Annotated in this window: 17 protein-coding genes; 4 read left to right on the forward strand and 13 right to left on the reverse strand. The window is 56.3% G+C overall.

Annotated elements, in window-relative coordinates; translation table 11 throughout:
• Positions 1 to 119 precede the first annotated feature (119 nt).
• The 3 genes from BM155_RS09725 to BM155_RS09735 form a co-directional block, all read right to left on the reverse strand.
• A complete protein-coding gene (locus BM155_RS09725) occupies positions 120 to 1025 on the reverse strand; it encodes a polyprenyl synthetase family protein (protein WP_231902383.1) in 906 nt (301 codons plus the stop codon).
• Entirely contained in the window at positions 1025 to 1285 is a 261-nt protein-coding gene (gene xseB, locus BM155_RS09730) for an exodeoxyribonuclease VII small subunit (protein ID WP_067155197.1), read from the reverse strand. The genes BM155_RS09725 and xseB overlap by 1 nt, the downstream gene beginning before the upstream one ends.
• 118 nt (positions 1286 to 1403) lie before the next feature.
• A complete protein-coding gene (locus BM155_RS09735) occupies positions 1404 to 2891 on the reverse strand; it encodes a PQQ-dependent sugar dehydrogenase (protein ID WP_067157959.1) in 1488 nt (495 codons plus the stop codon).
• A gap of 697 nt (positions 2892 to 3588) precedes the next feature.
• On the opposite strand from BM155_RS09735, the gene BM155_RS09740 reads away from it, so the two are divergent.
• Positions 3589 to 4161, forward strand: coding sequence for an HNH endonuclease (locus BM155_RS09740; RefSeq protein WP_074902840.1), 573 nt, complete (start codon positions 3589 to 3591; stop codon positions 4159 to 4161).
• A gap of 75 nt (positions 4162 to 4236) precedes the next feature.
• Here BM155_RS09740 and BM155_RS09745 read toward each other — a convergent pair whose 3' ends face one another.
• The 6 genes from BM155_RS09745 to BM155_RS09770 all read right to left on the reverse strand — a co-directional run bounded on the left by BM155_RS09745 (position 4237) and on the right by BM155_RS09770 (position 11667).
• Positions 4237 to 5238, reverse strand: a complete 1002-nt coding sequence (locus BM155_RS09745) for a D-alanine--D-alanine ligase (protein WP_067155192.1) — start codon at positions 5236 to 5238, stop codon at positions 4237 to 4239.
• A gap of 22 nt (positions 5239 to 5260) precedes the next feature.
• Entirely contained in the window at positions 5261 to 6097 is an 837-nt protein-coding gene (gene mepA, locus BM155_RS09750) for a penicillin-insensitive murein endopeptidase (protein ID WP_231902382.1), read from the reverse strand.
• Between the two features lie 151 nt (positions 6098 to 6248).
• Complete coding sequence (gene hisC / locus BM155_RS09755) at positions 6249 to 7340, reverse strand: histidinol-phosphate transaminase (RefSeq protein ID WP_067155189.1); 1092 nt, start codon at positions 7338 to 7340, stop codon at positions 6249 to 6251.
• Complete coding sequence (locus BM155_RS09760; RefSeq protein ID WP_074902842.1) at positions 7337 to 8410, reverse strand: FHA domain-containing protein; 1074 nt, start codon at positions 8408 to 8410, stop codon at positions 7337 to 7339. Before BM155_RS09760 ends, hisC begins: the two co-directional genes overlap by 4 nt.
• Positions 8401 to 9720, reverse strand: a complete 1320-nt coding sequence (locus BM155_RS09765) for a S1C family serine protease (RefSeq protein ID WP_083421143.1) — start codon at positions 9718 to 9720, stop codon at positions 8401 to 8403. Before BM155_RS09765 ends, BM155_RS09760 begins: the two co-directional genes overlap by 10 nt.
• A gap of 165 nt (positions 9721 to 9885) precedes the next feature.
• On the reverse strand, positions 9886 to 11667 hold the full coding sequence (locus BM155_RS09770; protein WP_074902844.1) for a trans-sulfuration enzyme family protein: 1782 nt from the start codon (positions 11665 to 11667) through the stop codon (positions 9886 to 9888).
• A 678-nt stretch (positions 11668 to 12345) separates the two neighbouring features.
• Here BM155_RS09770 and BM155_RS09775 point away from each other — a divergent pair.
• Positions 12346 to 12825 carry a hypothetical protein gene (locus BM155_RS09775; protein WP_139223215.1) on the forward strand — a complete coding sequence of 160 codons (480 nt, stop codon included), beginning with the start codon at positions 12346 to 12348 and terminating at the stop codon, positions 12823 to 12825.
• Here the strand turns inward: BM155_RS09775 and BM155_RS09780 are convergent, their stop codons facing one another.
• Together BM155_RS09780 and BM155_RS17810 are read right to left on the reverse strand one after the other, a co-directional pair.
• A complete protein-coding gene (locus BM155_RS09780) occupies positions 12826 to 15381 on the reverse strand; it encodes a serine/threonine-protein kinase (RefSeq protein ID WP_074902846.1) in 2556 nt (851 codons plus the stop codon).
• A 301-nt stretch (positions 15382 to 15682) separates the two neighbouring features.
• Positions 15683 to 15961: a protein kinase family protein gene (locus BM155_RS17810; RefSeq protein WP_367888682.1), complete on the reverse strand. Its 279-nt coding sequence runs from the start codon at positions 15959 to 15961 to the stop codon at positions 15683 to 15685.
• On the opposite strand from BM155_RS17810, the gene BM155_RS17565 reads away from it, so the two are divergent.
• Positions 15857 to 16189 (forward strand): hypothetical protein, encoded by a 333-nt coding sequence (locus BM155_RS17565; protein ID WP_254773166.1) that lies wholly within the window; start codon positions 15857 to 15859, stop codon positions 16187 to 16189. The two genes, BM155_RS17810 and BM155_RS17565, sit on opposite strands and share 105 nt — an antisense overlap.
• 896 nt (positions 16190 to 17085) lie before the next feature.
• On the opposite strand, the gene BM155_RS09790 is transcribed toward BM155_RS17565, so the two are convergent.
• Both BM155_RS09790 and BM155_RS09795 read right to left on the reverse strand, forming a co-directional pair.
• On the reverse strand, positions 17086 to 18072 hold the full coding sequence (locus BM155_RS09790) for an FHA domain-containing protein (protein WP_074902850.1): 987 nt from the start codon (positions 18070 to 18072) through the stop codon (positions 17086 to 17088).
• Between the two features lie 839 nt (positions 18073 to 18911).
• The gene (locus BM155_RS09795; protein ID WP_067155165.1) at positions 18912 to 19424 is read right to left on the reverse strand and encodes a MarR family winged helix-turn-helix transcriptional regulator; all 513 of its coding nucleotides are present in this window, start codon (positions 19422 to 19424) and stop codon (positions 18912 to 18914) included.
• Positions 19425 to 19726: 302 nt separating this feature from the next.
• On the opposite strand from BM155_RS09795, the gene ectA reads away from it, so the two are divergent.
• The gene (gene ectA, locus BM155_RS09800; protein ID WP_082817518.1) at positions 19727 to 20368 is read left to right on the forward strand and encodes a diaminobutyrate acetyltransferase; all 642 of its coding nucleotides are present in this window, start codon (positions 19727 to 19729) and stop codon (positions 20366 to 20368) included.
• Positions 20369 to 20384 lie beyond the last annotated feature (16 nt).

The following is a 20384-nucleotide window of genomic DNA, read 5'->3' on the forward strand; positions in this document are numbered from 1 at the left end:
ATGCCTGTGACAGGGATATTGCATCCTATCGGGCGCCAGCCCCGTGCGACGGAACCGCCGCAGGCTACGGGTCTCGGAACCCATGCGCGGATACCGTCGGTCGCGGAGACAGGTTGTTTTCAGTGGCTTCGCTGCACTATGTAGTCGGCGAGCTGTCGCAGAAGGCGGGTTTCGCCGTCGAGCTGCGCCAGCGCATCGATAGCCTGACCGTGGAGTCCGTCGAGTTTCTCTCTCGCGCCGTCCAGTCCCAGCAGGGAGACATAGGTGGGCTTGTTGCGGGCTGCGTCGGCGCCCTGGGTTTTGCCGAGGGTGGCGGTGTCGGCGGTAACATCCAGTATGTCGTCCTGCACCTGGAACGCCAGGCCGATTACCTCCGCATAGCGGGTGACGGCTTGCAGCTGCCCGCAATCCGCGCCGCCGAGCAGGGCGCCCATGCGGGCGCTGGCACGGATTAGTGCGCCGGTTTTCAAGCGGTGCATCCGCTCCAAGTGCGCGAGGTCCAAGGTTTTGTCAACGGCGTCGAGATCGATTGCCTGCCCCGCGACCATGCCGCGCCCGCCGGCCGCCACGGCCAGTTCTTGCAACAGGTTTAGCTTCAGTGCGGACTCAGTACTGCTGGCCAGCAGTAGTTCGAAGGCGGCGGTTTGCAGCGCATCGCCAGCGAGAATGGCACTGGCTTCGTCGAATTGAATGTGGCAGGTGGGCCGGCCGCGACGCAGGTCGTCATCGTCCATAGCTGGCAGGTCATCGTGGACCAGGGAATAGGCGTGGATGCACTCGAGCGCTGCCGCCGCGGCGTCGCAGCTGGCGGGATCAAATGCCCTGCCGCCCAGTGCTTGCCCACAGGCGTAGACCAGGGCGGGGCGCAGACGCTTGCCGGGCCCCAGGGCGGCGTAGCGCATGGCTGCGAACAATTTTTCCGCACCACTGGTGGGTTGTGCGAGGGCCTGGCTCAGGGTGGTTTCCACGCGCTTGGCGGCCTGGCGCAGAAAGTCTTGCAGTTGGTCTGGCGTTGGAGCGGACACTAGGGGCTTTCCGTGCTGCTGCTGTCATCTTCTGTATCGAAGGGCAGTTCGCGGATACCTCCACTGTCCTCCATCAGCACTTTGACCTTTTGTTCGGCGGTGGCGAGCTTTTGCTGGCACTCGCGGGTGAGTTTGACGCCACGCTCGAAGTCCGCCAGTGCTTCTTCGAGTGGTAGATCGCCGGTTTCCAGGCGCTCCACCAGCTTTTCCAGTTCCTCCAGCGCGTCCTCAAAGGTTGCCGCTTTCTTTTTTGCCGCCATAGTTTCATCTCGCGATTCAAGACACGGAATTTGCCGCCGCCGTGGGCCCGTCCTGTGTCCAGCTGGGTAGTGCCGCGCAACCTTATCCCCTGGAGGCTAAGTGGTCAATTGCGCCGCTTCAGTCCGCTGGCAGTATGCCACTCTCTTCCCTGGACATGAGATAGTGCGCCAGAGCGCGCTTCTGGCGCTTGCTGAAGCCGTAATTGGGCATCGGCGGTGTGGGTGTATCAAAATAATCCGCCAGTGTGCGCAGGTTGTACTTTTTGCTCAAACCGCGCAGCGGTAGTTGCGCGCTGTGACACTCGGCGCAATTGTGCTGTTGGTAGAGCGCTTTTCCACGCCGGGCGGCATCGGAATCGATAGCCTGTGGCTTTTGCGGCGCCGACAGGTGCGCTCTGCGGCCGGCGACAGCCTGTGTGCTGTCCACCGCTCCAGTCCTTACGCGGTAGATGGCGCCGGCGTAGTCGTCGGAGATATAGATGTTGCCGGCGCTGTCTTCCACAATGGCCACCGGCCTGCCGTAAACCGCCTCTCCGTCTTCTGCGAGGAAACCCCAGAGAAAATCTTTTTGGTGAATATTGCCGTGCTCGTCCCAGTGCAGGGAGACCACTTTGTAGCCGTCCTTGGTACTGCGGTTCCAGGAGCCGTGGAGTGCTACCAGGGCTGCGTCGCGGTAGCCCGCAGGTTGCGTGGGGCTGCGCAAAAAGGTGATTCCAAGCGGTGCATTGTGAGCTGCGAATTGGTGTACTGGAGGGCGGGATGCGGCGATTTTTTCTTTGACTTTTTGTGTGCCATTAACGCCAAAATCGGGATCGGGGATACGATCACCGTTTGCGTAGGGCCAGCCGTAGAAGGCGCCTTTTTCAATCAGATTTAATTCGCAGGGAGGGAAGTCGTCGCCGAGCCAGTCGCGGCCGTTGTCGGTGGCGTAGAGTCCGCCATCTCTCGGCGACCAGTCGAAGCCGACACTGTTGCGCAGTCCGGTGGCGTAGATTTCAAGGTCGCTCCCATCGGGCTTGAAGCGCATGATGGTGGCGCGCCGGGGATCCTTTTCTTCACAGACGTTGCAGGTGGAGCCGCTGCTGAGATAGATCCAGCCATCCGGCCCCATGGCGATGGTTTTGGTCCAGTGATTGCCCTGGTCTCCGAGGCCGTCGAGGATTTTTTGGTAGCGGCCTGCCAGCCGTCCATCAGAGTGATCGAAGGGTACGCGGCCGACACCATCGCTTTCGGCAATGTAGAGCCAGCCCTCGTGTAGGAAGAGGCCGTGAGGGCGTCGCAGACCATCTATCAGCACCCGCTGGCCGTCAGTGCGACCGTCCCGGTCGGCATCCGCCTGTAGCAGAGTGACTTGGCCGCGCTTTGGTTGCGATACGATCAGATCGCCGCGCCGGGTTACTGCCAGCCAGCGCGCGTTGGGTACCGCTTCGGCGAAGAGCTCTACCCGGTAACCGTCCGCGCTGTGCAATTGATTTTTTACGGTGGCTGTATTTGTTTTGGCCCCGCCGGTGAACTGCCGCCACGGCAGGTTGACGCCGGGGGTAACAACCACTGCAGTTGCCAGCGCGATGACGAGCACGAATAGAAAAATAAGCGTATATTTCAACAGCTTTTTCACGGGGGTGATTGATCTCGTAATGAAGCTAGCTATAGTAGGCGCCTCTTCAATAGGCCTCCGCACCAGTTTTACCACAGGGCGCTACTTTCGGTCTCGTTTGTCGCTTCCTTGTGGGATATTTCTTCCCTCTGTGAGATATCTCGCACAAAAAAATCAGCCGATTGCCCCTACTTTTTTCTCCGCCCCCGTCCATAATGAAAGTGCAGGGACGCATTAAGGGACTGCATTCAGCGGTAAAGGAATAAGGGACTGCACCGCGCGCGCCCCAGGGATTTGGGCACCATCCTGTGAGACGCACCGCTCGGGCTGGATTGCCCGGGCGGTGTTTTATTTGCGCACAATATTGACCCGGGCATCCAGTGCAAGGCCCGCCTTTCCCTCCTCAACCGTTCCTGTCTGGAAATTGCAACAATTATCCGCTTTAATCAGGGCAATCCAGCCATATTTTCAATAGGCTGGCGGAGGGTGACGCATTCAGTAAGTCAGCACCAGAAACGCCCCGTGTCCTTCCACCTGCGTTATTTGCGTGGGCGTTACCCCTCTCACCCCTGAATTTTCCCAAAAGCCCCACTGGTTCGCCGGCGGGGCTTTTTTGTTGCCGTTCGGCAAGGTCCGCCGCTTGTCCGGAGCGGTTGTGCGTTCCTGTAACCGGTTGTAATCCAGCAGACTGTGGGGAGGCGAAGTGATGCAAGCGAGAATTCTGCGTCTGAATCTGGCGGGGCAGCCGCTGGAGTGGTTGAGTTGGCAGGAAGCGGCCTGTCTGTATGTGCGGGAATTGGTGACCTGGTCACTGGGCGGGGTGGTGCAGCGGGTGCACGGCGGCATCAACCGTGACGGCGAACGCTCATGCCTGGATTTGGCGGCGATTATCGCCTGCGGCGGCGAGCGTATGGCACGTCCGCGCAAGCGCCCGCCACTGACCAATCGCGCACTGTTTTATCGCGATGAGCACACCTGCCTTTATTGCGGCAATGTGTTCTGTTCCAGAGAGTTGACCCGAGATCATGTGCACCCGGTTTCCAAAGGGGGACGAGATGAATGGGAAAATGTCGTGACGGCCTGCCGGCGCTGCAACCAACACAAGGGTAACCGCCTGCTGGAAGAGCTCGATATGGAGCTGTTGGCGCTGCCTTTTTGTCCCAACGCTGCCGAGTATCTGGCTTTGATCAATAGCGACCGTATTCGCGGGGACCAGATGGAGTTTCTTCGCAGCCAGTTTTCCCGCCGCAGGCAGGAAAGCTGGCTGATTTCTCATTGACGCGGGCCAAAAGGAGGGCTGTTTTGATTATCCGCAGCGGATCCCGGTTCAAAGTTCTGCCCGAACGGGCAATTTTCAGGACTGCCTATTCACTGCCGCACGAATCAAGTTGGCCATATAGCGGCGGAAATCGTGGCCGGCGTGCGCCATCATCTTGGGAAACATGGAGATGGAGGTCATACCGGGGAAGGTATTGACTTCATTTAAATAGATTTCACCGCTTTCGGTCAGGAAGAAGTCAATGCGCGACAGGTCCTTGAGCTGCAGGCCGACAAAGGCGCGCCGCGCCGCTTCGTGAATCCAGCTCACTTGGGCCTCACTTAAACCGGGCGCTTCTACGTGGGTTACGGCGCGGCTGGCGTCCGAGTATTTTTCCTCGTAGCTGTAAAAGCTGCCGGCCGGCGCACACACTTCGCCGGGCGGGGTGATGACTAATTTACCCTCGTAAGGATAGACGGCGACTTCCAGCTCACGTACTTTCAGGCACTTTTCCACCAAAACATAGGGGGATAGGGCGAAGGCTTGTTCCAGTGCCCTGTCCAGTTCTTGTGTGGAACTCACCTTGTAACAACCCACCGAAGATCCCTGGTTCGAGGCTTTGACGAAGACTTGTCCCCACTCTTCTAGTGCCATGCTGGCTTTGGCCAGCTCTTCCGGTTCGCGGCTGGAGAGATATTGATAGGGCGTGTTATCAATCCCCAGTGCGCTGAGCCACAGTTTTGTGGTGACCTTGTTGAAGCAAATCTTGCTCGCCTCGGGGCCGCAACCGTAGTAGGGGATACCGAATAAGTCCAGCAGTGACTGCAGATCGCCGGTTTCACCGGGGTAGCCGTGTATGGCGGGAATGACATAGTGGACTTCCCAGGCGCCGCCATTTTCATCGCGCAGCATCCGATCCTGGTCCAGCCGCCGCACTTGGCCGTGCCGGTCAGTGAGGCGGCCGTTGCCGTCCATTTCCACGCGCTCAAGAGCCACCTCTTCCAGCTCGCACAGCTGGCGCTCGATAAAGTCTGCGGTGCGCAGGGAGACTTGGTGTTCGCTGCCACCGCCGCCGCAGATAAGCAGGGTGTTGATCATGTGTTTTTTTCCAGTTCGGCGCTCAGGGCGCGTTTAACACCTGTTGGCACTGTTGTGGCATTGGTTTGGGCTTGGGTTTTTCCGGTGTTGGCGCTGTGCCTTTCAGCATTGCGTAAAATTCATCGCTAAACCACCAGTCCAGGTCTGCGCCACAGGGCGCATTGTTAACCGGGCGTTGGGGTTTGCACGAACCGTCGCCCTCCGGGCAGGCGAGGCGTACATGGAAATGATAGTTGTGTCCCCACCAGGGGCGTACTTTGCGCAGCCATTGGTTATCGCTGCCGGCAATTGCGCACAGTTTGCGTTTGATGGTGGGGTGTACAAATATCCGTTCAACCCGGTCATCTTCCGCTGCCAGGCGCAATATACGCGGGACCTTGTCGTTCCAGTTTTTCTCGATTAGCTGATGGTTGCGCTCGTCCGCCAGGGGGATGGCGGAGATATTGTCCCGCTCCCAGGGGGTCAACGGGCGTTCGGCCGCGCGCTTGTCCTGGGAGTACCAGATATCCACGTCCAGGCCCGTCTGGTGGCTGCGGTGGCCGCTGCGGAATGGGCCGCCGCGGGCCATGGACATATCGCCAATCTGCAGTCGACCGAGACCGTTGTGTGCCACGCTGCTGGCAAATTCTTTCAGGAAGGCAACCGTGGCGGGATGGGCGTAGTGGCGATTGCGGCCGGTCCGCACCAGCTGGAAGCCCTCGCCGCGCAGTGGCATCTGCTCGGCACCGCTGAGGCAACCGTTGGTATAGGTGCCTATGCTGGCCGGGGCCAGGGGGGCCGGGTGCCCGACTGTTTCCCACGGGTTGGCGCTGGCGTTGCCGGTTAAGAGGAGGAGGCTGCTTATGAGGCTGATGGTCAAAAAAGAATGCATAACCGCTGAATAGCAAAAGTAATTCAAAAATCTGGGATCGCTCCCATTGTCCGGGCAATCCATGCGGATATTAAGTCCTGTGGCGGCTGTGCACTGCGCGTGGAGGCGAGGGCGTACGCGCAGCAGCGCAGTGCGATCATTATAGGGCCCCGGTGCCGCCAGCGTGTTTGCCGGTGATCTCCTTACAGCACTGTACCAGCGCCTGCATTTCCGTCTCTGTGCCAATGGAAATACGCAGATATTCACTGATGCGCGGTTTATTGAAGTAACGAACCAGAATATTCCGCGCGCGCAGCTCCCGGTAAAGGGCTTCGGCACTGATACCCGGTGGCCGGGCCAGAATAAAGTTGGCTTTGGACGGCACCACGTCAAAGCCCAGGGTCCGCAATGCCTCTGTGGTCCAACTGCGACTGGCAATTACCTTGTCGCAGCACGCCTTGAAGTAGGCGCTGTCGCAGATAGCCGCGGCGGCAACGCGCTGGGCTATGGCGTCCACCGGGTAGGAGTTGAACGAATTCTTGGTGCGGCTCAATCCCTCGATCAGGTGCGCTTGTCCCAGGGCGAAGCCCAGGCGCAGGCCGGCCAGGGAGTAAGACTTGGATAGAGTGCGGATCACCAGCAAATTCGGATAGCGGTCGATCAAGGTCACGGCGCTGTCACCGCCAAAGTCGATATAGGCTTCGTCGATGACGACCACCCGCTGCGGTTGCAGCTGCAGCAGCCGCTCGATGTCAGCTAGCGGCAGGCAGCGGCCGCTTGGCGCATTGGGATTGGGGAGTATGACGCCAGCCGCGGCGCCGGAATAGTCCTCTACGTCGATTCGGAAGTCCTCCCGCAACGCGGGTGTGCGCCAGTCAATACCGTACAACTGGCAGTAGACGGGATAGAAGCTGTAAGTGATATCCGGGAAGAGCAGTGGTTCATCCCGCTGAAAGAAGCTGTAGAAGCTATGCGCCAGCACTTCGTCGGAGCCATTGCCGACGAAAACCTGTTCAGACGTAAGGCCGAAGTGCGCGCCGATGACCTCGCGCAGCTCCCCCGACTCCGGGTCCGGGTAGCGGCGCAGGGCATCCGCCAGGTGCGGGTCACTCAGGACTTCCAGCGCGCGGGGGGAGGGGGGATACGGGTTTTCGTTGGTATTCAGTTTGATCAACGATTGGCCGCGGGGCTGCTCGCCGGGCACATAGGGCTCCAGTCGCGCCAGTGCCGGGCTCCAAAAAGCATTGCTCAAGAGTCTGTCTCCGTCGTGCTGCCGATGGATCTGTTCAGGGAATTTTTGTCTTCACTGTCGTCCGGCGCAGCGGTTTCTATCTGCGGGGGATTGTCTCGGTTCTTTTCGATCGGAATATCAAACAGCGCCGGGGAATCGGCGATAAACTCTTCCATCGGAACCGGTGTCCGCAGCAGTAAATCCCGGTATTTGATTTCAGTAGAAATCTCCGGTATTTCGCTAAAGCTGTCCATATCCGCTATCTTTTCTGCCAGACCGAGGCCTAGAAAACTCCAGGGCAGTAGAAGGGCGACGCCCCAGCGCCAAATACGGGGAATATTGGTGGCCAGGTAACAGGCACACCAGAGCATGGCCGGCAACAACAGTGCCAGCACGGCCAAGTCGAGTACCTGGACCAGCCTGCCGAGGGCGAAGTTGTAATTGAGCAGTGAGCTAAACCATTCCCAGCCGGTGTAGATGAGGGCACCCAGTGCGGCTATGGATAGATGTGTGAAGAAGTTGGTTTCGTGGCGCACAACCCGGCCGATAAAGGCCCAGGCGCCAGCGTAGACCAGGAGGCCGACGATGCTGCCGATGAGCAGATTGACCGCAACGGGCCACTCGTAGGTGCGCGCATAGCCGAGGTAGCTGATCAGCAGGGTGAACAGGGCTGCGGCCAGCAGGAGTCCTATGGCGCCTGCTGGCCGGGACAAACGTTCAAAAAAGCTTTCCAAGGAGTGCAGTGGTACCGCCGCAGGTACGGCCGTTTCACTGTGGGTCAGGCGCAGGTGAGTTTTTCCCAATTGCACCAAGTCGCCGGATTCGATGATGCGCTCCGTTACTGCACCGGGGCCGACGGCTTGATTGCGCCCGTTGCCCAGCAAGCGGGTACCGTTGGTGCTGCCCAGGTCGCGCAGGTAGTAGCGGCCGTCCTCGCCGAGGCGGATTTCCGCGTGGCGGGCATCTGCGTGGATATCTTCCAGAATAACGTCGTTGTCAAATCCGCGGCCGAGGGTAAAGTGTGGCCCGTCCATACGGTAGCGGGCCTGTACCCGATTGGCGCGGTTCAACTCTTCGATAATCAGTGCCATTGGATCTCGCTTGTAAACTTCTCGGTAAAGGCCGCGGCGGATTCCCGGGTGAAGCCGGACAGGGTGAAGTGGCTGACCAGGGCGCGGTTTTTCTGGTCGACGCTGAGGCTTAAAAAGAAGATGTCGTAAAGATCCGGAAAATCCTTATAGCGGCGCACGCAGTAGCTGGTCCGCGCGATGGTCGGTTCCATTTTGTTGTGAGCGGGCTTGGAGGGTGAGGCTTCTCCGTCGCGCGCCTGGCTGGTGAAGGCCTGTTTGCAGCGGAAGTTGGTGACGTCGTCTTCCCCGGCACTGTTACCCGGATAGAAGCTGCTCATCTGGGCCTCGTATTCGGCGTAAAAGCGTGATGGCAGCAACTTGTCGTCAGCCTCCAGCCAGAAAAACTCATACTCGACACGGCCGGTATTGAAGTCGTCGGCGAGGAAGACCACATCCTGGCCGGTACAGCCCTTGTCGATGCGTTTGACCGGGTTGTCGTCGTCCTCAAGTGTGTTCCCCCAGCACTGGATGGCGGGGACGATTTCGCCGACCACTTTGGCTTCCCCCAGGGAGCGCTTGCTCCATTCTGCCTTTAACACCGCATCAATGATGCGGCGTTGGTTGGCCAACAGTTGCTGATAGGTGACTTGTTTCAGGTCCAGCTTGTTGTTTTGCGTACGGAAGTGTTTCAGCAGCGCGGCCAGTTTTTCCACTGGCACCAGGAAGCTCACTTGGTTGCCGGCAGTGGCCACGTTGATGCCCACCACGCGGCCTCGGGTGTTGATTGCCGGACCGCCACTCATACCGGGGTTGATGGAGCCCGCAAAGTGAATACGGTCGTAAAAGCTGCCACTGGCGATACCGTTGTAGGTACCCGGGATCAGGGTCATCCCCAGGTCCAGGGGATTACCGAGGGATATGATGGTCTCACCCTTTTTGGGGGTGTCTTCCGCCAGCAGCAGGTGGTCTGGTCCGGGTTTGTCCTGTTGCAATAGCGCCAAATCGTTAATGACGTCGATATCCAGTAGAGTCAGTTTGCCCTTTGTACCGTCCACCGATAAATACTCGAGCTGGTATTTATCCGGATCGCGTACCGCTTCGGCCACCACGTGGTAGTTGGTGGCGATAAGGCCATCGGGAGATATCTGAAATCCAGAGCCGAGCCCGGCCTTCGAGTTGGAAGATTTTTCGATTAGCCGAATCTGGTAAAGACTGTCGCGGTAATCGCTGTAGAGCTTTTCGTAGCTCTGAGCCGAGGCCGGACTGGAAAAGGCGAAACTGCAAAAACAGTACAACAAGACGCCCAGCAGGCGCACGGGTAGGTTCAGCATTTTGTTTGATTAAATTGTGGGCAGAAAAGAACTGATATTACGGGATATATGAGAGTGCAACAAGCGGGCGGATTTCGGGGACAGTGTCGCAATCCGCTACCTCCGCCGCCGGGGATGGCCGCGGCCAACTGCTGGTGCGCGGCCGCGAGCCACTGGCGGCATGGGTCAAAGGTAGTCGGACACTTTGGGGAATGCCGCCGCCACTTTTTTGTGTGACTCGAGATAGAAGCCCGCAAACAGCGCGTCGGCTTCCTCTGGGCCCATAAATTCTTCGCTGAAGCCGGGGCAGACCGGGTCCAGGTGCAGCCGCGAGCAGCTGACCACGTGGGCGGCCAGCTGTGCCACGTTTTCGTCACCGACGGAGATGCGGATAGTCGTGGGATGAATGTCCGCCGCTTCCATTGCCTCCGGCGACAGCTCCGAATGGGAGGTGAGTGCCGGGCAGAGCACCATGGTGTTGGTTTGTCCCAGGCTTACCATCTGGCCGTAGGCCGGTTCCAGGGCGTCGAAGAAACGCTTGAAGGCATCGGTGGGCAACTGCGCAGCTTCCATATCGATACTGAACAGCGGTGTTGGCAATTGATGGCGCATCAGGGCTTGACGCAGACCGCTGTTCGGGTGCTGCTCCAACGCGTGGCTATTGACGCGTATCTTCGGATGGCTGGCAAAAAAGTGGCTCAGACACAGGGTGTTGATGCATTTGGTTAGCATGCGCATTTCCAACGTGCGCATGCCGCTTTGTACCTCCCAGGCTTTATCCGCGTCCAGAAATGCGCCTTTTATGTAGTACACGTTCCAGAACATGCTCTGGTCCCAGTTCAGCCCCTTGGCGCTTTCGCCTTTGGGTATGAACATGCGGTGATTTTCACCGATGACTACTCCAGCCGTGGCCGCGCCGCTTCCGCCAATATCTTTGGTGTAGGAATGCACTACAAAGTCCGGCCTTTCAGCGCGGTTCTTGCGACTGAGCGGCTGATAAAGGAAAGGCGTCGCCAGGGTGGAGTCAAGGCTGACCAGGATGTTTTCCCGGTGGGCGATGCGGCAGATAGCGGGCACATCCAGCATTGTGCCGTGGGGGTTGCAGGGTGACTCAATATATACGTGAATCCGCGCGCCATTTCTCACGGCTTCGGAAAAAGTTTCCTGAGTTTGTGCGAGTGCCTGCTCAAAAGCGTCTCCGGTAGTGCCGTCGAACCAGACCAGGTTGATAGCCAGTTTGTCGTCGCGTGCGTAGAAGTCGTGTAACAGTTGGTACACACCACCGTAAATATGGCGCGATACGATCAGGATATCACCCCTGCTCAGCTGATTGGAAAGCAGCGCGTCGATCGCGGCCATGCCGGAATTGAAGTTCCACGCCATATACTCGTTGGCGGCTGGCCCGCACTCCAAGTCGACGATCGCGTTGGCGAGAGAAATGGAGGTCGGATTCAACAGGCGGGAATAGATATCGTGACTCGGCTCGCGGCCGCGGAAGGCGTCGTCGACCCATTCGGTGCAGGCGTAGATATAGGTGGCGGTGCGCGCGATCACCGGCGTGGCGGAAAAAATCGCCGGGATATTATCGAACAGAGGATAGCCGCCGCGGGTGGTGCTATTGAAATCCTCCCCTTGAAGGCTCTGGAAACTGGCGCGCAAGGGATTTTGCAGCGTGTCCAGCAGTTTTGCCAGCTGGAAGCTCATAAAGCGTTTGGCGTTGAAGTAGGCAACCTTATCCGACCTGTCCAGCCGTCTCAACGTCTCAGCGCTCTGCGTCCAAAGCTGATTCAGGTTGCCTTGCGCCTGGTACAGCAACTCCGCCGTCTCCAGCAACAGTCGGCCGTGCTCGGAGTCGGCATCGATCGAGAAATGTTGCAACTGCTCCCGCGCCAGTGCCGCAATGCTCGCCGCGCGGGTGGTGTTGCGCCGGGGAGAAAGAATTTTTACGTCGGAAAGGTTAATGTCCATTTTATCCTCGCTATATGTCGTTTATTGTTATAGCTCGACTGTAGCAGCTCAGAGGGGATGAAGATACATGCGTATATGCGTAATTGGCAGGGACGCTCATCCAGAAATACTCTGGAGAGTAGTGTATGCGCCGCGCCTGGCCGGACTACAGCTCCGAACAGGATAAAAAACGACCGGCTGTGTAATAGCGTGTAATGGCGTGTGATCGACCTGTAATCGAGGAATCCGTAGAGTAGCGCACAGGGTTGAGGGGGCGCACTGGAAAGGATTCGGGTGCGATGTCTAGGGACAGCTGACCCCTTCAGCGACCGGATCCGATGGATCGGAGGTCTGCGCCCTGAGTGGCGCAGTATGGTAAGGAAGCCCTGTCAGCGCAAGCTGAGAGGTCGAGTCGGACCCGGCAGGTACAGAGTCTGATCTGCCGCGGTTTAGGGATGGGCTCGACTGGCGGCACGGATGCCACATTTCGCTCTTGATAGTGTTGTTGTAATCGTCGATGGCTGGGACCATCAATTCTGGCCGGTAGTAACCCCCGTTGCTGCCGGCTCTTTTTATTGCGGTTTATTCTGTTTTGGCGCACTTGTTTTTGTGCTCGGAGCAATAGGAGTATGTTCCGGGGTGCGCTGTATTTCATAAATTTTGTGCGACACATAATCCAAAAGGATAGGGGGTGGAATTGTGATAAGTTGCGAAGAGTTACCGGTATTGGAATGTGATGTTCCCAAAGAGGGGCTTAAGCTGGACTTGGTATTACAGCCAAGGGAGCCGGTCGACGGCAAACCTCTGTATTGGCCACTGTATAATGCGGACAATCCGGATGAGCATTTTGGGAATATGCAGTTCAATTTTAAAGGTAAGGGCGTGTTGACTCTAAAGATTACCTTAGATCAGACAGAGGTGCCTGGACGAGATTTAGAATTTGCCCGCTTTCGCCGCAGAAAATTGGACGGGATTATCGCGTTAAGTCCGGATTTTCGGCACCAGTTCAGGTCCAGGGCTAGGTCCGTTGATGGTGACTACACTAAGCTGGTGATCAAGATCAGAGATAAAGCACATATCCCAGATAATTTTTCCTTCTTGTGGATATGTGAAGATGTGGAGACTGGTATGCACTTTGTCTCTGGTGATCCTAAAGTCGCTGTGCGAACGGAAGACTAGTTAACGACAGATTTTGTCAGTGATTTTCCGGGGCGTTTCCTTTTGGGTGCAGAGCTGGGCAAATGTAGGTAAAGAAAACCAGTCTGCACTCATTCCCTGGTCCAAAAGTTGATCTATATATACTGAGGCTGAACGATACTCTCTCGCCAGCAAATATATTTGTGCTGATACATATTTAACGTTTGTATCTTCTGGGTACTCTCGGTTTAATTTGTATATAAGTGTTATCGCATCGGAGATGTTGCCCAAGTATGCGATTGAAAGTGCTCTGTAAATTTTTGCTTCAATGTTAGAGCTTCCCTCTGTTAATTGAAGAATTTTTTCATATTGGTTTTTCTGTAGTTCTTTGTTGTTTGTAATGGTATATATCTCAGCAATATTGGCTAATGTTGTCAGGTTGTCGGGAGCTATTTCTAATGCGTTTTTATAATTGACTAGTGCGGCTTCGTAATTTTTTTGAAGAAGATTTGCAACTCCCAGGTTGGAGTGGTCGTGCCAGCTGAGGGATTCCTGCGGAATTTTTGAAATTGCTGACAATGCTTGTGGGTATTCTCCCATTTCTATTAGTATAGCGCCGAGAAGCCCATAAGAGCTCCAGTGTTCTGGGTATTTCTGTATGATTCTCTCTAGTATTTTTTTGGAGTTTGGGTAATCGCCATTTCCAAAATAGTTTAAAGCAAGCAAATATAAGTTCGATTTCGAGGGATTGATTTCGGCTGCCTTGTTGGCGTAACGTATTCCTGAGTCGTATTTGCCCTGGATATATAGAGATTTTGCGTATTTCGCTATTATTTCAGCCGGCGGGAAATCGAGTGCAAGTAATTGAGGTAACAGGGCATCAAAAGCCTCTCTATTGGTGTCATATGTTCTTAGCCAGAGTTCAAGCTCTAATATTGTTCGCTCTCCAATTCCTTGCGATTTTGCTTTTGATAGCGCCTCCACCCCCATTGCTATGAGTTCAGACTTATTTGTGCTTACATAAAGAGATGTAACGGCTTTTATGTATGCTCGATACAAATTTTCATTTTTGGGATATCGTAAAAGGAGGTTGTCTAACAACTTCAAGTCAGACTCGCTGATAAGCCTTTTTTCTGAACGAGCAATTATGTCCAGGTATACTTCATAATCCTCATCGCCCATTAGTTCTGGAGTGGACGCGTGGCGAATATAGTTGGGTGAAAAGAGATAAGTCGCTGTGTTGGAAACCCGATAGCTTGATTCTTGCTTCTTATCCGTTAAGAGCACAAAGCTTGCTTGTTGTTTTATCTGGCCATCTGCCGGCCCAATCCGCTGCAATTCAATCTCGCATCGCACCCGAGCACACTCCAGCCGTGCCAGCAGGGCGTCTGTTACCCCTTTGTCCCTGAGCGCCTGCAACTGCGCATCAAAATCCTGCCCCTCCTTCGGGGTAAAACTGACCAGCGCAGAGGCCTTGAGCCGCGAGGCTGCATTCATCATTGCCTGCCGCACCATAGCTGCGGTTAGCTCTTTGGCGTTTTCTTCGCCGCGCACTTCACCGTTGATCTCCACGGGAAGTACAGCGATATATTGTGGGTCCAGGCGGGTGGCGTACTCCCAGCCGAAGTAACCGGCGATGCCCATTGCGACAAAGCCCGTGGCACCGGTGAGTGCGCGCAGAACCCGGCGGCGCCTGCTGGGAGGCTTGCGCAATAGCTGGGTTACGGTGGCGGAGAACTCCCGGGTATCGGTATCGTCCGTCTGGTGCTGGTAGAGAAAGTCCAGAGCCTCGTACACCTGTTGGGCGGACTGGGGGCGCTGTTGTGGATCCTTGTGCAGCAGCCTGTCCAGCAGTGCTGCCACTGGCTCGGGGATACCGGGCCAAGCGTGTCCCGGCGGAAGATGGGGCTCGTTGACGATGCGGTGCGCCAACGCAAGGGCACCGTTCTCGCCTTGGTCAAAAGGTTTGCGGCCGCACAGTAGCTCATAGGCGATGGTGCCGAGGCTAAAGAGATCGCTGCGCGTATCGAGGGGCTGGCCCTTCAACTGTTCCGGCGACATTGCCTCAACAGTACCCGCAACATGGTCCTCGCGGGTGATATTCTGGGCGTCCTCATTTTGGGACTTGGCGATACCGAAGTCACTGATCTTGGCGGTGCCATCGATGGTGATCAGGATATTATCGGGCTTGAGGTCGCGGTGGATGATGCCGAGTTTGTGGGCAGCGGTAAGACCCTTGCAGATCTGCATCAGCAGGCTGAGCTTGTCCCGCAGCGGGGCGGAGTGTTCGCGCATCCATTCTTTGAGAGAGGTTCCGTCGATGTATTCCATCACCAGGGCGATACCGGCGGGCTCTTCGAGCACGTCGTAGAGCTGCACGATATTGGGATGGTTAAGCTTGGCCAGCAGTTGAGCTTCGCTCTGGATTCTGGCACCAGCGGATGCACTGGTGGCGTCTTTGCGCAACTTTTTGATAGCCACTTGGCGTTGCAGGCGGGTGTCCCTGGCCAGGTAGACAATGCCCATGCCGCCAGCGCCGAGCGTGCGTTCAATCTGGTAGCGCCCCAGTTGTTCTTGTTCCGATTCGGCGATTTCCATGACTTTATTCTTGTTGGTGGTTCTCTTATTGGCTGATTCGTTTATATCCTGGTTGCCAGTTGCGCCAGCGGAGTGCCTAGTTTACTGCCAAAGTACAATGTCTACTATTTTCGCGCCAGCTTGGCCGATATTGAATGTGCTCTTCCCTTTGATCGAGGGCGTACTCTTTGGAAGCGGGGCGTTGCTTGTTGGTCTAGGGCTTCCACTTCTTGACAGAATCGCAGAAACATATTGAAAGTGTGATATTGCTCACATAATGCTGGCCTGTCCGCTGGGGGAGATGTGACAGCTGCCGGAGAAGCTATGTCACAGCCCCGCCTGGCTTATTGGCGTATCTGGGAGACTTGGGGAGAGGTAGTAGAAAAGGCCGCTTGAGCGCGCACTCTTTTCTTTGAGAGAGATACCTTCGCCATATTCCATCACCAGGGCGATACCGCGGGCCTTCGGGCACGTCGTAGGGCTGCACGATATTGGGGTGGTTAAGCTTGGCCAGCAGTTGAGCTTCGCTCTGGATTCTGGCACCAGCGGATGCACTGGTGACGTCTTTTCCCAACTTGTTGATAGCCGCTTGGCACTGCAGGTGGGTGTCCCTGGTCAAGTAGACAATGCCCATGCAGCCAGCGCCGAGCGTGCGTTCAATCTGGTGGCGCCCCAGTTGTTCTTGTTCCGATTCGGCGATTTCCATGGATTTAGTGTTGTTGGTGATTATTTACTTCAAAAACTCCAGTTGCCCCCGGTGGTTAGTTGCGGTGGCGGAGCGCATAGTTTACTGCTGCTTTGCCAAAACTACGATTTTGGCGCCATCTGAAAACATAGTGGCGGTGGTGATCTAGGGAGTCTCTGATTAATTCACCTCAGCACAGTCGTTGGTTCCGGGGCGCTCAGGTAATGGGATGGGTATTTTGAAAACGCACGAGTACTTCCCTGTAGCTCCGCCGGATACCTCCTTGCATCCGACGGTTTCGAAATATCCATCCCACCACCTGAGCTTCTCACTTGGGTGATATGTCTCTTTGTCGTGCAGGAGCCAATTAATTAGAGGCTCCCTAGGCACTGCCACAGCAGTTTGGGGGCAGTAGTGTAGGCGGGTTTACCACGAGCCAGCATCAGCAATGGCCCACAAGGGCTGTGCGAATCGGGACTCGCGGCAATTCCCGGATTGCCCGCCAGCTATAGGCCAAGAGGTGGTGTAGGCTGAAGCGCCCGGAAGGTCCAGTTATCTCTTTTTTATCCGTCAGAAGGCCGGCTTATTCCACTGAGGCGGGTTCTTGATCCATGCTTCAAGTGTGCCGTATTAACGCCTCTTGCAGATTGTTGGCGCTTACTTGCTTAAACAGAGCAGTCGGTGTATCGCAGACAAGAAGCTCACCGGTATACCTGAGCGAGATTCGGTCTTAGCACTCCTCCTATTTCATAAAGTGGGAGGACGTGAAAAATGATAATGCCGTACTCGCGGGAGAGGCATATGAGCAGTTGCCTGATGCGATTGTGGGTAGCCGGGCCCACGCCGCAAGTGGGCTTGTCCAGAATCGGCAGGTCCGGGTTGTACGCCCAGTGCGCAACACAATCCCATTTTCTGCTTCATGCCTCCAGACCGCTTGCCGGCTGGTCGCCCTCCGAAAGGCCGCAGTACTGGTCGTTTCCTGTAGACGCCGAGTCTGTCGGTGGCGCTGAGTGCCGGTGAGTCCGCACGGCCCTCTTTGTTTAATCAGGCTGTGCTTTTTCAGGCTGTGCCATGCGGGACTCCAGCTGTGCCCCTTTGTAGATTTCAAAGTGGCTGCAGCCGAGGCGGATCTCCCATGAGCGGCGTTCCACCAGGCTTGAGGTATCTATGGCATCTGGCAGTGTCTCCGCGATTTGTTTGCGAGCGCGAAAGATCTGCGTGTTGAGATGGTTGGCGGTAATACCCAGCTCGCGGGTGACCAGCTGGATGGAGACCCAACCCTGGGCGTCCGGATCGGCGCCCTGCTGTATGTCGCGGATGCGAGCTCGAGCCAAGTACAGTAGCAGGTAATTGTGCGTGCGGGCGGGCAGGTCTTTTTTCATATCTTCCCGGCGCAGCTGCAGCTGTACGTGTTCCTCGTGATGGCTGACTGTGAAGCGCAGTGCAAAGTCAGTGATAGACAGCCGTTGCAGGGATAGTTCCTTGGTTGCTCCCTGATTCTCGGCGAGGAACAGTTGCCAGCTGTGTCGGCCGCAGTCGATGCGTTCACCGTGCTTGACGACTGTAGCGCTTTCACTGCCGCTGGGTGTGCCGGTGATCTCGTAGAGCCACTGTCCGGTGAGTGGATTGAAATGCAGGCTTGCCAACGGATCGCTCTCGTCCGGAAGCAGGTGGTACTGCTCCAGCGGCAATGCTTCACCGGTGCGCAGATCAATGAGCAGGTTTTCCGGCGCGTCGAGACTTTCGACCACCCACAACGGGTTGCTGGCGCGGCCGAACGCGATTCGGTCACCCTGCTGCAGTGGGTAGTTTTTTGCGGGCACTAACTGTTGGCCGTTGACCCAGGTGCCGTTGCGGCTGAGGTCGCGAATTATCCAGTGGGTTCCCGTCCACTGGATTGCCGCGTGGATACCGGAAATCTCGCTGCTGGTGATACGTGTATCCACGGCGTCCTGACGGCGGCCGATAGTGTGGTGCGCCATCAGGTAGACGGGTTGATCCTTATCTGGATGCTGCAAGCAAGCCATGCTTTTGTCCTTTCCCCCTTATGGCCTTTTAGGGTTTTGCGCTCCAAGGCTCAAACAAGGCAGGTGGCGCAGTGGCGGGATGCTTTGCACGCAGTGGGAAAACCGATGGGGCATATTATGAGGTTTTCATTTCGCCCGGCGCAGCTATTTTGCCGCAGAAAAGCGATGCCGATCTCAATGCTTTCACATTGTGGGCCGAGCCCCTGGGGCCCGTGGCAAAGCCGCTTCTTGCAGCGCTGTTGAAATTGTTATCGCGCCCTGTCTTGAGTAAGCAAGCGCTAACCATGCGGTTGGCGACTACTTTAGTGTTGTTGCACCATTTATACCGAAGTTGCGCTCAATTGCAACGATTGAGTGCTGCGGCAAACGTATCTTACGGATATTTGTTCTGGCGCATAATTCTTTTATGAGAATTGTACCTGTTTGGCAAGAGGGTGGGGAGTGATTATTAAATTCATTGCTGGTCCCGACTGTTGGGGGCTTCTAATTAAGGGGCTCAGTTCACTTCACGCAGTAGCAGTGGTGGGGGGCGCTCAGGCCATAGGGTGGTGTTCCGAAAATTCTTGGGTGGACTTTAGTAGCTCCTGTCCCCGCATCCCCAGAAAATTTTTACTGCTGGGAAACGAATTAATCAGGGGCCCCTTAAAATTCTAGGTATGGCGTATCGGGTTTTGGAGAATTTATGCAGTGGGCTGGATGTTTCGAAACACGCGAGTAGGTCTCTGTTGTTCCGCCGATAATTCCATATATTCGACGTTTCGAGGTGCGCATTCGATCACCGGAGCTTCTCTCTGCGTCCGATGAACCTTTTAACCATCAGGTAAATAAGCCCGAGATTTCTACATGTCTCCCTCTTCTCCGGGCGGCAGTTGGCGGCTATCTTTGCGATCCAGCTCACCGACATCCAGCACCGGCGATGCATCTATATGTTCCGCATCCATCATCCGTGCTACCCGCTGTAGGGACGAGATAATCATCGACTGCTCCCAGTCGCGCAGGTCGCGAAATTGACGCACGAAGTGCTCCTGCAAAGGGGTGGGGGCGTCGCGCAGTATTTCCATGCCCTTGTCGGTTAAATAGGCGTGTACTTTGCGTTTGTCCTTTGAGGAGCGCTCCCGATACACCAGATTGCGTTTCTCCAGCCGGTCGAGAATGGTGGTCACGGTCGCCTGACTGAGGCTGATCTCCTGTGCAAGGGCACCGATGGTCAGCTGGCCCTTCTCGCGGATTGCCTGCATCAGCAGTAGCTGCGGCGCGGTGAGTCCAGCCGTCTTAACCAATTGCTTTGAGTGCAGGTCGGTGGCGCGGATCAGCCGTCGCAGGGTGATCAGTACCTCTTCGATTTTGTCCATTTTCAGCGCGTCTTGTTGCTTGTCGGGGCTCGTTTGCGGCCGACTTTAGGGCCTGTTCGTGGATTGTCAATCGCCTGTTCTTCGCTGGCGTGTGCCTCTCTCCGGCGGCTGATGCCGCTCCCGTTTGACTGGATGGTGCCCGGTTTCCCAGTAAGCCGTCCTTGCTAGTGGGTATTTATTTAGAGTACTATGGAAAAAATTATTTAGAGTCGTAAATAATTTTGAAACAAATGGGTCAAATTTGATCTGAAATACTGAAAAAATGCGTAAAATCCAGTTTTTGTGTTCAAGTTAACAGTTTGATGACTAAAGGAAATGATTGGGGCGCCACGAGCGATACAACGCCTAGTGGCAATAGCGTGCACAGGCAGGGTGAAAGCCCGCAGGACGAAACCGGCGTGTCACAGGGCGAAAAGATCCGGGCCCAGCAGGGCTCAGTGTCGAAGAAGGTTCTGTTGCGCGAACCGGTCAGTGAGGACGGTGCCGCAGTGCACCGACTGATCAGCCGCTGCCCCCCTCTGGACGAAAACTCCCTCTATTGCAATCTGCTTCAAGCCTCTCACTTCGCGAGTACCAGTGTCGCCGCGGAGGTTGACCGTGAACTGGTTGGTTTTGTCTCCGGCTATCTGATCCCGCAGCGCCCGGACACGCTGTTTGTCTGGCAAGTGGCGGTGGCGGAAGAAGTCCGCGGTCTCGGTCTGGCGGGCCGAATGGTCCGCGAAATACTGGGCCGCCCGGGCTGTGGGCAGGTTAGACATCTGGAAACCACCATTACCCCGGATAACGCTGCCTCTTGGGCTCTGTTTCGGGGGCTCGCGCGCAAGCTCGGCTCGACTTGCACGGAGGCGGTGATGTTCGACCGCGAGCGCCATTTTTTCGGCCTGCACGACAGCGAAATACTGTTGCGCATAGGTCCTTTTTCTCCGGGGGCAGTCGCAGGCTAAAACTGCAGCTTCCCCA

It is taken from the genome of Microbulbifer thermotolerans (assembly GCF_900112305.1).
Taxonomy (GTDB): domain Bacteria; phylum Pseudomonadota; class Gammaproteobacteria; order Pseudomonadales; family Cellvibrionaceae; genus Microbulbifer; species Microbulbifer thermotolerans.

Coding starts and splice junctions, on each gene's coding strand:
- BM155_RS09745 (WP_067155192.1), bottom strand. CDS start 5,238: ATGATCAACACCCTGCTTATCTGCGGCGGCGGTGGCAGCGAACACCAA.
- BM155_RS09790 (WP_074902850.1), bottom strand. CDS start 18,072: ATGGCTTGCTTGCAGCATCCAGATAAGGATCAACCCGTCTACCTGATG.
- ectA (WP_082817518.1), top strand. CDS start 19,727: ATGACTAAAGGAAATGATTGGGGCGCCACGAGCGATACAACGCCTAGT.
- BM155_RS09780 (WP_074902846.1), bottom strand. CDS start 15,381: ATGGAAATCGCCGAATCGGAACAAGAACAACTGGGGCGCTACCAGATT.
- BM155_RS09765 (WP_083421143.1), bottom strand. CDS start 9,720: ATGCTGAACCTACCCGTGCGCCTGCTGGGCGTCTTGTTGTACTGTTTT.
- BM155_RS09795 (WP_067155165.1), bottom strand. CDS start 19,424: ATGGACAAAATCGAAGAGGTACTGATCACCCTGCGACGGCTGATCCGC.
- BM155_RS09760 (WP_074902842.1), bottom strand. CDS start 8,410: ATGGCACTGATTATCGAAGAGTTGAACCGCGCCAATCGGGTACAGGCC.
- BM155_RS09770 (WP_074902844.1), bottom strand. CDS start 11,667: ATGGACATTAACCTTTCCGACGTAAAAATTCTTTCTCCCCGGCGCAAC.
- BM155_RS09740 (WP_074902840.1), top strand. CDS start 3,589: ATGCAAGCGAGAATTCTGCGTCTGAATCTGGCGGGGCAGCCGCTGGAG.
- xseB (WP_067155197.1), bottom strand. CDS start 1,285: ATGGCGGCAAAAAAGAAAGCGGCAACCTTTGAGGACGCGCTGGAGGAA.